The sequence below is a fragment of the Stenotrophomonas sp. RG-453 genome (assembly GCF_033843685.1).
Taxonomy (GTDB): domain Bacteria; phylum Pseudomonadota; class Gammaproteobacteria; order Xanthomonadales; family Xanthomonadaceae; genus Stenotrophomonas; species Stenotrophomonas bentonitica_A.
Window position 1 is genome coordinate 159,034 of record NZ_JAMYED010000010.1, and the last position, 12,061, is coordinate 171,094.

Here is a 12,061-nt window from a genome sequence, read left to right on the forward strand (position 1 = left end):
TCACGGCACGGCGGTAAAAGTACTGACGCCGGTCTGCGTAGAAGCACTGGGCCGTTGCCGTACCCCCTCTTGTAGAACAGGAAAGGCGTATGCGCTCGATGCCCGTTTCGCCGGCACGCACCGTGCTGGCAGACCGTATTTCACATTGGCTGCGTCGGGGCTGCGGGGGCGCGCTGGGCACGGTCCTGCTGGCCGGTACCGCGCCGGCCTGGGCCGGCTGCGACAACCCCGCGCCCGGGCAGGACCAGACGGTGACCTGCTCGACCGCAGCGCCCAATCCGGATCCGGTGGCGATCGTCACCGCTGGTGTCGCGTCCAACACCACCATCAACGTGCTGGCCAACGCGCAGATCGGTATCGCCAGCGGCAACGCCATCACCGTGCAGGCCGGCACCGGGCATGTCATCAACAACGATGGCAGCATCATCGCCAACGCCGGCCGCGCGCTGCAGCTCAACGGGGCCACCTACCTGACCAACCGCGGCACCATTGCCGGCAGTACCGGCGGCGTCGTGTCAGGTGCCGGCAACGACCGCATCGACATGCTCGGCGGCAGCATCCAGGGCGGTGTGCTGCAGGGCGCGGGCAACGACACCCTGGTGATCCGCGACGGCGTAATCGACAGCGTCGACCAGGGCGATGGCGAGGACAGCCTGGAGATCAGTGGCGGCAGCGTGACCGGCACGGTGCAGCAGGGGTCGGGCATCGACACCTTCCTGATGACCGGCGGCAGCATCGGTGCCCTGCTGCAGGGCGATGCGCTGGACCGTTTCCGCATGACCGGCGGCCGCATCGTCGGCGCGTTCGACGATGGCGACTACGCCGAAATGACCGGCGGCCGCATCGGCCGGGTCAACATGAAGCTGGACGACAACACCTTCCTGATGTCCGGCGGCACCATCGATGGCAACCTGGTGACCGGCTTCGGCCGCGACACCATCGTGCTGTCCGACGGCTACATCGGCGGCAACATCAGCGTCAGTGGCGGCGATGACGCGGTGACCATCACCGGCGGCACCGTGCGCGGCGAAATCCGGCTGAGCTTCGGCAACGACAGCCTGACCTGGAACGGCGGTGGCGTGGTGCACGGCGCCATCGATTTCGGCGAAGGCGATGACGTCGCGCAGCTGACCAACCTCAGTACCGCCCACCTGGGCGCGCTGCCGGTGTTCGACGGTGGGCTGGGCAACGACGTGCTCGGCTTCGACAACGTCAAGACCGGGGGCGTGGCGCGCTTTGCCAACTGGGAACAGGTGGCGCTGCGCGACGACACCCAGCTGGCCTTCGACGGCACCCTGGTGCTGGGCGACAGCGCCAGCGGCACCGGCCGCCTGGACATCGATGCCACCAGCGCGGTGTTCGGCGGTGGCAGCAACGGCGGCGTCGCCCCGTTCACGGCCGGGCAGCTGGCCACGCTCACCAACGCCGGTCGTATCGATCTGAGCAACGGCGGCGGCGCGGGCGACACCTTCACCGTGGTCGGCAATTACGTTGGCAATGGCGGCGCGCTGTATCTCAACACGGTGCTGGGCGACGACAGTTCGGCGTCGGACAAGCTGGTGATCTCCACCGGCAGCGCCAGCGGCACCACCGGCGTGGGCATCCTCAACGCTGGCGGTGCCGGTGCGTCCACCGTGGCCGACGGCATCCTGGTGGTGCAGGCGATCAACGGCGCCACCACCGCGCCCACCGCGTTCGCGCTGTACAACCCGGTCGCGGCCGGTGCGTACGAGTACTTCCTGTTCAAGGGCGGGGTCAGCGGCGGCACGGCCGAGAACTGGTACCTGCGCTCGACCCTGGTGGCCAGCGTCACCCCCGCACCCGCGCCGCCTCCGGGCGGGGGCACCACGTTGCCACCGCCGCCGCCGGACAGCACCGGCACGCCGCCGGTTGACCTGCCGCCTGCACCGCCGCCGCCGCCGGACGTCAATCCGCCGGATGATCCGAACCCGGCCGCGCCCGAGCCGGCCCCGCCGCCGGAGCCGGCCGATCCCGCCGACGTCGCGCCGCCCAGCATCGATACGCCGCCGCCGGTGCCCACCGACGTGGCGGCGGTGCCCGGGCCGCTGGCGGTGCCGCCCACGCCCGGTGCGCGCCCCGCGCAGGGCGACATCATTCCGCTGTACCGCTTCGAGACCGGCCTGTACTCGGTGGTGCCGCCGCTGCTGCGCGAAACCAGCCTGGCCAGCGTGGGCACCTTCCACGAACGCCAGGGCGAGCAGCGTCTGCTGGCCGGGCAGGGCGGCGTGCGTGCGGCCTGGGCGAGGCTGGTGGGGCAGAGCCACGAACAGCAGTGGGACGGCGACGCGCAGCCCGGCTTCGATGGCGATATCCAGGGCATCCAGGCCGGCCTGGACCTGTACGCCAACGCGGGCGATAGCCATCGCGACCAGTTCGGCGTGTTTGTCGGGCGCACCCGTGCGCAGGGTAACGTGACCGGTTTTGCGATCGGCTGGGAAAACGTTGCGGTGGGCCGCACGCGGCTGGATGACAAACACGTGGGCGTGTACTGGACCCGCGCCGGCAGCGCCGGTGGCTACCTGGACGCGGTGGTGATGCAGAGCCGCTACGACGGCGACGCAACCTCCTCGCGCGGGCTGGGCATCGACGTGCGTGGCGATGGCACTACCGCCTCGCTGGAAGTGGGCAAGCCGCTGCTGCGCTTCGGGCAGAGTGCGTGGTGGCTGGAGCCCCAGCTGCAGGTGATCTGGCAGCGCACGTCGGTGGATGATGCCGGCGACGCGGTGTCCGCGTTGCGCTTTGACAACGACAACGCCTGGACCGGACGCGTCGGCCTGCGCCTGGCTGCCGACTACGACATCGCCGGCAACGGCTGGCAGCCGTACATCAAGCTCAACTACTGGCAGACTCTGGACGGCGAAGACCGCATCGATTTCGACAGTAACCGCATCCTCAACCAGCAGGATGCGCGTGCGCTGGAAGTGGGCGTGGGCGTGGTGGCGCGTTTCAACAGCAACGTCAGTGCGTTTGCGGTGGCCGATTACACACATGACCTGGAAAGCAGCGCACGCAAGGAACGCAAGGTGATCGAAGGGAATATCGGGCTGCGGCTGGACTGGTAGGGCGACGGCAGGCAGGAATCCGCGGCGGCACGCCGGACGGAATCGGCGATGCCGGCTGCGTTGCAGTGTCACGCGTCGCTGGTGATGTGAACGGTGCACTGTGCCAATGACCGCGTGCAGCGCTAAGCTGCGGCCTCTTCACTACAGGGATGTAGCACGATGATCGCAGGACGTGGTTGGCTGTTGATGGTGGCGCTTGCAACGGCAAGTGGCGCTGCACATGCACAGGAGGTGCCCAGCGCCGAGGCACAGGCGCGGATCCTGGATCTGCTGCAGCAGCAGTCGCTGTATCGCGACCGCGTGGACTGGTCCAAGGCCCGCGCGGAGTTGGCGGCTGCGCGTGACCCGGCGCAGACGCGGCGGCTGCTGGACGATGTGATCCAGCGCAGCAGTGGCGGGCACGGGCGTTGGATATCGGCCAGCCAGTTGCGCACGGAGTCGAAACGCGCACCGGCCACGCAGGCAGCGATGGGCGCTGCGCCCCTTCAGACAGAGGACGCCAGCACGGGACCGACAGCGCGGCTGGGGTGGATCAACGTCGGCGCCTACATGGACGACCAGACCCAGCCCCAGGAAGTGCAGTACCAGGCCCGCAAGCAGGCGGCCATTGCGCTGCAGGCGCGCATCCAGGCGCAGGACGATGGCAACCGCTGTGGCTGGGTGGTCGACCTGCGCGGCAACAGTGGCGGCAATATGTGGCCCATGTTGCTGGGCCTGGGCCCGTTGCTGGGCGATGCCAAGGGAAGTGATCCGGTCGGCATGTCCCTTCGCGCGGACAAACAGCAGCCGTGGGCGTATCGCGATGGCGCGATCTGGTCGGACGGGAACGGGATGTTGGGATCGAGCAACACGCGGTACACGCTGCGCCACCCGGGCGCGCCGGTGGCCGTCCTGTTCGGGCCGCGCACTGCCAGTTCCGGCGAGGCATCGGTGCTGGCCTTCCGCGGCCGGGCAGCCTCGCGCAGCTTCGGCCAGCCCAGTGCCGGCTATTCCACCTCCAATACCCCGCAGCGTCTGCCCGATGGCAGCCTGCTGCTGTTGACCGGCAGCGTGATGGCCGACCGCAACGGCGTAGGCGATGGCAACCGCCTGCAGCCCGACGTGATTGTGGCCGAGGGGCAGGATGCAACGACGGCCGCGCAGGCGTGGCTGTTGGCGCAACCGGCCTGCAAGCTGCCCTGAAAGGTCGTCGCCCCGGTCTGGCGTGTTGCTATTGGTGGCATTACCCGCGGGGGGGAAGTACGCTTTCCCGATGCGAACCAAGCCCAATGCACAGCCCAACCAGAGCCTGATCGACGGCATCGCCACGCTGCAGGCGCTGGCCTCTTCCCCCGAGCCGGTCGGTTGCCGTGAACTGGCCCGGCAGCTGGACGCCAACCCGACCCGGGTCAACCGGCTGCTCAAGACCCTGGCCTACCTCGGCATTGCGCGGCAGACCGCCGATCGCAAGTACACCGCGGGCCCGGGCATGCACGTGCTTGCCGCGCAGAGCCTGTTTGCCTCCGGGTTGATCCGGCGCGCGCTGCCGGTGCTGGAACACCTGCGCCGGTTCGGCCACACGGTGGCGCTGGGGGTGCTCTGGAACGACAGCGTGAGCTACCTGTTCCATGCCCCGCCGGGCATCGAGGCGGCACGCGGGCTGGGTCGCATCGGGCTGCTGCCGGCCACCACCAGCGGCATCGGCATCGCGCTGCTGGCCCAGCTGGGCGACGAGGACGTGCGCGAGCTGTATGCCGACCGGCCGATTCCCATGTTCCCCGAGGGCATCGAGCAACTGCTGGGCACCCTGGCCATTACCCGTGCGCAGGGCCACGCGCGCGTGCATGTGGCCGACGAACGTGACCACCACATCGTGGCCATCGCGATGGGCGATCCGGTGCATGCCGGCATTGCCGTGTCCGGCTGGATCCCGGAAGCGGCCACCGAGGAACTGGTGGCGGCGCTGCGCGCGGCGGCGGCGGAAATCGGCTGAGCGATTGCCGCAGTGCGGTTTGACATGTTGCTACAATAGCAATACGTTGCAGCCTTCCGATGGGGAGGCATCAGCGATGTCCAAGCGTGCAGGCGCGTGAGCGGGACCGGGAAAACCAAGTGGGTGCTGCTGGCGCTGCTGTTCTTCTCGACCGTCATCAACTACCTGGACCGGCAGGCGCTGTCGATCCTGGCGACGACCATCCAGGCCGACCTGAAGATGACCGACCTGGAATATGCGCGCGTAGTGCAGGTGTTCCTGTTCGCCTACGCGGCCGCCTATGTCATGGCGGGGCGGGTCACCGACTGGCTTGGCGCGCGCGTGGCACTGCTGCTGTTCGTGGGCTGGTGGTCGCTGGCCAACATCGCCACCGGGTTCGTGCGCAGTGCGGTGGAGCTGGGCGCGGCCCGCTTCGCGCTGGGCCTGGGCGAGCCGGGCAACTACACGGTGGGCACCAAGGTGGTGTCCGAGCAGTTTCCCGCACCGCAACGCGGCCTGGCACTGGGGCTGTACACGGCTGGCGCGATGATCGGCGCCACGCTGGCGCCGCCGCTGATTGGCGGCATCGCCCTGACCTACGGCTGGCGCAGTGCGTTCTGGATCACCGGCGTGGCCGGACTGCTGTGGATGCTGGCGTGGTGGTGGGCCTATCCGCGCAAGGCGCAGGTGCCGGCTGCAACGCCGCAGACCGAGGCCGTCGCTGCAGCCGAGGCCAGCGCGACGCCGGCACTGGAAACGCCGGTGCCGGTTGCGCCGCCCACCTCGATGAAAGGCGTGTGGGGGCGGCTGGCGCGCGACCGTACCGTGTGGGCACTGGTGGCGTCGCGCGCGGTTGCCGATCCGGTCTGGTACTTCTACCTGTTCTGGTTCCCCAAATATCTGGGGGACGCACGCGGCATGAGCCTGGCGATGATCGCGTCGGTGGCGTGGATCGTGTACGTGGCCGCTGATATCGGCAGCGTGGGCGGCGGGCTGATTTCCGGCCGGCTGGTGAAGCGCGGCATGCACCCGGTGCGTGCGCGCCTGACCACCATGATGGGCGCGGCGTGCCTGGCACCGGTCGGGCTGTTCGTGGCGATGCATCCGCCGATTCCGCTGCTGCTGGCGCTGGCCTGCGTGGTGACCTTCGCCCACCTTACCTACCAGATCAACCTGACCACGATGACCGTGGACCTGTTCCCGTCGCGCTATATCGCCTCGGTCGCCGGCCTGGTCGGCTGCGGCAGCGCGCTGGGCGGCATGGTGTCGGCGCAGGTGGTGGGGCACCTGGTGGCCGACGGCAACTTCGATCGCGCCTTCGTGCTGATGGCCTTCCTGCATCCCATCGCGGTGCTGTTGGCGTGGACCGCGTTGAAGCAGGCGCGCCGCTCGAAGATGACCTTGATCGGCCCGCAGGCTGCGGCGGTTGCGGCCGGCTGAGAAACGCCGCGCGTCTCGCCAATGAACCGCGCGCGGATCATGCCGCGTCGCCACGCGACCAGCAAACGAAACGCCATCGCACGTAGCGCCGGGCTCTGCCCGGCTGCCTTCATCAGCCCATGCCAGAAAAAAGGTTCTTCGCGCATACGCGGGGCAAGCAGAAGCGTGCTTTGACGCTTTCCAGGTGCAGCCGTCGGTGGCTCGGGCGCTGGGCCCCCATGCCCTTTTCGGCGAATGTCCTCCGGCGTCGGCCTGCGGCCGCCCCCTCCCCCTTTATTTCGTCTCCAAGGGCATGGGGGCCCTCACGCTCGCGACCGCCCCGATCGGAGACGCCAGCCGATCCAAACGGCGCTTGCACATCCGGCCATCCGCGTAGCGTCGTGCGCACTCTGCGACGGCCGTTGGAACAATACGCTCCCCTCAAAGGGGCGAAGAACCAAAAAGGAGCGCCTGCGAACAGTAGCCGGGCAGAGCCCGGCGCTACGTGCAATGGCATCTTGTTTACTGGGCGCGTGGCGACGCGTTCGTCATCCGCTTGCCGTAGGGACACCGGGGCGCGGCAGAGCCCGGCACTACGCTACCGCTTCGGTGTGGTCCCAGAAACGGGCGTTCGGCACCGCGCCCAGGCCGGGGCCGCTGGGCAGGCGATAGCCGTCGTGCGCGTAGGCCATGTCGGTGTCCAGCATCTCCACCGAACGCGAGAAGATCGAGTGCTGCCACTCGTGCCGCCACAGCCCGTCGATCACCGCCGATGCATGCAGGCTGGCGGCCATGAAGATGCCGCCGCCAATGGTCGCGTGCGGTGCAACCTGCACGCCACGGCGCGCTGCCAGCCTGGCGATGCGCAGGAACTGGGTGATGCCGGTGTGGCCCATCTCCGGTTGCACGTACGCCAGCGTGCCGCCGTCCAGCCGCAGGCGTGCCACGTAGTCGGTGGGCCACTCTTCGCCTGCCGCCACCGGGATCGGACTGTCTGCCCCGAGGGCGATCAGACCCGCCACGTCCTCCGGCTTCAACGGCGCTTCGATGAAGGTCAGTCGACTGGGCAGAAGCTCGTGCGCCAGTGCGAGGGCCTGGGCATGGTCGAACTTCCAGTGCAGGTCGACCATCAGCTGCACCTGCTCGCCCAGCGCGGCACGCAGCGCGGCCATTTCCTCGGCGATGCCGTCGTGGCTGACCACGGCATGCACCTTGAACGCGTCATGCCCCTGTGCGGCAAACGTGCGGGCCATGGCCACCTTCTCGTCCACGGTGGCCGCCGGCAGGCCGGACACATAGCCGGCAATGCTGTCGCGTTGGCGCGTGCCGAGCAGCGCCCACAGCGGTTGCCCCGCCGCACGTGCGCGCAGGTCCCAGAGGGCGATGTCCAGCGCAGCCAGCGCGTCGGTATGGAAACCGCTGCCGCAGCCGCGCACGCGCATCAACCCGTACAGGTCATCCCAGATCGTTTCCACGTCCTGCGGATCGCGACCCACCAGTTCCGGGGCCAGCAGGTCATTGATGATCTCGCAGGTGGCACGCGGTGCGCAGATGCCATAGGTTTCGCCCCAGCCCACCGCGCCATCGGCGGTGGTGACCCGTACCAGCACCGAGCGGTCCACGGTGGGGTACAGCGTGCCGTTGCCGCGGCGTACCAGATAGCCCCGCGCGTTGACCCGTTCGCCCGCGCCGAGCGGACCCAGGTACGGCGTGGTGCGTGGCACGGTGAGGATGAAGGTCTCGACCTTGCTGACAACGCTCATGCGGAATGTCTCGTGGCCTGGCCGGGAACGGTATCCATCGGCAGCAGGTCGCCGATGCGGTCCAGCAGGATAGTCAGTTCCTGCTGGTCATGCCGGTCCAGCGACGGGCCCGGCGCGCGCACGTGGTCGCTGCCGATCAGGCCACGCCGCAGCAGGATCGCCTTGGTCAGGCGCCAGCGGAACACCGCCTGCATGCTCAGCAGGGGCAGGGTGCGTTCGAACAGGTCGCGCGCGCGGTCGCGGTCGCCGTCGGCCCAGGCGGCCAACATCGCCACATGCACTTCAGTGATCTCACAGGCCGGCATCGTGCCCACCGCGCCGCGTGCCAGTTCGTCCAGCACGTAGCGTGCTCCGGCACCGCCGAACACCGCTTGCACGCTGTCGCCGGCACGTTCGGACAATGCGGTGATGCGATGGCCCGACGGCATGGTTTCCTCCTTGACGTAGGCGATGGCCGGCACCTGCGCGGTCAGTGCCACCACCTCGTCCACGCCCAGCCCCACGCCCATCGGGGCGGGCGCGTTCTGCAACATCACCGCCACGCCCGACTCGCTGCCCAGCCGGGCAAAGAACGCCGCCATCGCCGCGGCATCGCCGGCCAGCGCATGCGGGGTCAACACCATCGCCGCCTCGGCCCCGGCCTCGCCACCGGCACGCGCCAGCCGTACCGCATCCTCCAGCGTCTTCGCGCTGGCGCCGACGATGAAGGGCACCCGGCCGCGGTTCCAGCGCCCGATGCACGCGGTCAGGTGCAACCGCTCCTCCAACGACAGCATGTCGTACTCGCTGGCCAGGCCCGGGAACACCACGCCGGCCGCACCCGCGGCCAGGATGTACTCGAATACCGCCTCGGTGCCGCGTTCATCGAGGGCGCCGTGCGCGTCGAAGATCGTGGGGAGGATGGGGAAGACACCTTGCAGAACGGCCATTGCGCCGGGTCCTTGTTGAACTGTGTGTGCCGTGGATAGCAACACTATGGAGGGGAGGTTCCCGCACATGCCGCAAAGGAACCATCAGTTTTCGCTGCATTGCAGCGTGCGCGGCCAAAACATATTGCTATATTAGCTACACGCTGCCAAGCCGCAGCGCAGCAGCAATGACGGAAAAGCGCTGGATCCAGCCGGCAGTCCGGTCTGGGTCCCTACCTTGGGAGAGGGTCCGATCCATGCATCGTTTTCGACGTTCCACCTTGTTCATCGCCCTGGGCACCTGCCTGCTGGCGCCCGTGCTGGCAACGGCGCAGGACGCCCCGGCCCCCCCAACCACCGAACAGCAGGCGCAGACCCTGGACGCGGTCAGCGTCGTGGGCATCCGCGGCAGCCTGGAAGCCTCGCGGGATCTCAAACGTGACTCGGCGCAGATCGTCGACGCGATCGTGGCCGACGACATCGGCAAACTGCCCGACACCAACGTGGCCGAGTCACTCGGGCGCGTGGCCGGCGTGCAGCTCGAGCGCGGCATGGGCGAGGGCAGCGACATCCTGGTGCGCGGCCTGAAAGAAAACGTGCTGCTCTACAACGGCCGCCAGATCGTCGACGCCACCGGGCGCGGCGGCAACGGCCTGGACCAGTTGGCCACCTCCACCTACGGCCTGCTCTCGCTGGTGCCTTCCGAGCTGATCTCGCGTCTGGAGGTGACCAAGCTGGCTGGCGCCGACCAGCTCTCCGGTGGGCTGGGCGGCATCGTGGACATCCACACCCGCCAGCCGTTGTCCGGCGACAGCGACCAGAACGTGGTGAGCCTGGCCGGCACCTACGATGAAATGTCCGACGCCTGGGGGCACAACGCGTTCGGGCTGATCTCACGGCGCAGCGACGACCGCCGCTTCGGTGCGCTGCTGTCGGCCACCTACGGTCGCCGCAACGTGGTGCAGCAGGGCCTGGACACCTTCTCCGGGTATGCGCGCTATACCGACCCCGCCGACCCTACCCGCACCCGCTTCGGCAGCACCGACATGCGTGCGCAGAACATCGACGATGACCGCACCAAGGTCGGCGTCAGCGCGGTGCTGCAATGGCGGCCGACCGACGGGGTGGAGCTCACCTGGGATACGTTCTATTCGCGCCAGAAGGCCGAGCGTGACCGCTACTGGATCGCCTTCAATCCCTCGGCGGGGTTGAGCAACGCGGTCTACTCCGACCACGACATCCTGCTGGCGGGGCGCTCCACCGGCACGGTGCTGCTCAATGCCGAATCGGCTGATATCGATTCGGACACGCTGTCCACCGCGCTGCGCGCGGGCTTCCGCGTCGGTGATCGCCTGGATGGCTCGGCCGAGCTGGACTGGGGCCGCTCCACCGCCAACTACAACCAGCGCTATATGCGCCTGGCGCCGATGGCCGGGCGCAGTTCGGTCACCGACTTCGACCTGCGTAGCGGCAGCTTCGGCAGCTTCAACGTCAGCGGCATCGACCTGACCGATCCATCGCAGTGGCGCATGACCATCATGTTCGACAACGACTGGCGCGCACAGACCGATTCGCGCGCGCTGCGCACCGACTGGAGCCTGGCCTTCGGCGATGGCCCGTTGCGCTCGCTGGACTTCGGTGCACGCTTCAGCCGCCTGGAAAGCCTGCAGGATCCGCGCCGCGCCGATATCCGGCCGGTTGGCGGGGTGCCGGTCACGCAGATGGCGCCGTACATCCGCGTGTACAGCAACAACGACTTCCTGCCGGGCGAGTTCAGTGGTCTGCCGCGTGCCTACCTCGGGCCGTTCCGCAGCACCTTCGGGGGCTGTGAAAGCTTCACCACGCTGCCGCAGATCTCACAGAACGCGCAGTGCCTGGACCCGCGCAACAACGCGCTGGCCTACGCGGCCACCTTCAGCGTCGACGAGGATTTCCTGGAGGCCTACACCAAGCTCAACTGGGACACCGACGTGGCCGGCATGCCGCTGGGCGGCAACCTGGGCGTGCGCTTCGTCGGCCGCGACCTGACCTCGCGCGGCAACCTGATCAGCGGCAGCGGCGCATTGAGCCCCTCGCGGTTCGAGCGCGACGATCGCGAGGTGCTGCCCTCGGCGGTGGCCAAGCTGCAGATCACTGACAGCCTGATACTGCGCGGCGGCGCGGCCAAGGTGGTGGCCTTCCCCAACACCGAAGACCTCAACAACGGCGTCACCCTCAACAACAACGCGGTGTTCGACAGCAACGGTGTGCAGACCTCGCCGGGCACCGGCAGCGGCGGCGCCCCGGACCTGGATCCGTTCAAGGCCACCCAGTACGACCTGTCGCTGGAGTGGTACTACGGCGGCCAGGGGCTGCTGTCGGCCGGCCTGTTCTACAAGGATGTCTCCACCTTCATTGTCCAGCGCCAGAGCGCGGAGACCTACAACAACGTCAACTACCTGGTGCTGCGCAAGATCAACGGCGACAAGGCCAAGGTAAAAGGCGTGGAGCTGTTGGCGCAGGTGCCCTTCAGCGGCATGTTCGACGGCTTCGGGGTGGTCGCCACTTACACGTGGATCGATTCGGAAACGCCGATCACCGACATCAACGGCAGCGCGTTGACCTTCCCGGGCCTGTCCAAGAACAACGCCAACCTGATCGGCTACTACGAGAACGGTCCGTTCGGCATCCGCGTGGCCTACAACTGGCGTGACGAATACCTGGTCGGCCTGTCGGCCGCGTCCACCGGCATCTACAACGACACCTACAAGGATCTGTCGGCATCGATGAGCTACGATTTCAGCGACCGCCTGTCCCTGAAGGTGGAAGGCAACAACCTGTTGGACAGCGAGCAGCGCACCTTCGATGGCTATGCCGAAGGGCTGCGCACCAACGTGGTATTCGGCCGGTCCTACAAGGCCAGCCTGACCTACCGGTTCTGAGCATGGATCTTCTGGA

7 protein-coding genes are annotated in these 12,061 nt (G+C 68.2%); 5 read left to right on the top strand and 2 right to left on the bottom strand.

What is annotated here, in order from left to right; translation table 11 throughout:
* Positions 1 to 89 precede the first annotated feature (89 nt).
* The 4 genes from NJD74_RS18200 to NJD74_RS18215 all read left to right on the top strand — a co-directional run bounded on the left by NJD74_RS18200 (position 90) and on the right by NJD74_RS18215 (position 6,474).
* Entirely contained in the window at positions 90 to 3,083 is a 2,994-nt protein-coding gene (locus NJD74_RS18200) for an autotransporter domain-containing protein (protein ID WP_319624719.1), read from the top strand.
* 159 nt (positions 3,084 to 3,242) lie between these two features.
* Positions 3,243 to 4,265: a S41 family peptidase gene (locus NJD74_RS18205; RefSeq protein ID WP_102789403.1), complete on the top strand. Its 1,023-nt coding sequence runs from the start codon at positions 3,243 to 3,245 to the stop codon at positions 4,263 to 4,265.
* A 70-nt stretch (positions 4,266 to 4,335) separates the two neighbouring features.
* Positions 4,336 to 5,055, top strand: coding sequence for a helix-turn-helix domain-containing protein (locus NJD74_RS18210; protein WP_319624720.1), 720 nt, complete (start codon positions 4,336 to 4,338; stop codon positions 5,053 to 5,055).
* 96 nt (positions 5,056 to 5,151) lie between these two features.
* Complete coding sequence (locus NJD74_RS18215; protein WP_102789405.1) at positions 5,152 to 6,474, top strand: MFS transporter; 1,323 nt, start codon at positions 5,152 to 5,154, stop codon at positions 6,472 to 6,474.
* Positions 6,475 to 7,046: 572 nt separating this feature from the next.
* Here the strand turns inward: NJD74_RS18215 and NJD74_RS18220 are convergent.
* Together NJD74_RS18220 and NJD74_RS18225 are read right to left on the bottom strand one after the other, a co-directional pair.
* Positions 7,047 to 8,216, bottom strand: coding sequence for a mandelate racemase/muconate lactonizing enzyme family protein (locus NJD74_RS18220; protein ID WP_102789406.1), 1,170 nt, complete (start codon positions 8,214 to 8,216; stop codon positions 7,047 to 7,049).
* Positions 8,213 to 9,145 (bottom strand): dihydrodipicolinate synthase family protein, encoded by a 933-nt coding sequence (locus tag NJD74_RS18225; RefSeq protein WP_102789407.1) that lies wholly within the window; start codon positions 9,143 to 9,145, stop codon positions 8,213 to 8,215. Before NJD74_RS18225 ends, NJD74_RS18220 begins: the two co-directional genes overlap by 4 nt.
* A gap of 236 nt (positions 9,146 to 9,381) precedes the next feature.
* On the opposite strand from NJD74_RS18225, the gene NJD74_RS18230 reads away from it, so the two are divergent.
* Positions 9,382 to 12,045, top strand: coding sequence for a TonB-dependent receptor (locus NJD74_RS18230; RefSeq protein ID WP_319624721.1), 2,664 nt, complete (start codon positions 9,382 to 9,384; stop codon positions 12,043 to 12,045).
* Positions 12,046 to 12,061 lie beyond the last annotated feature (16 nt).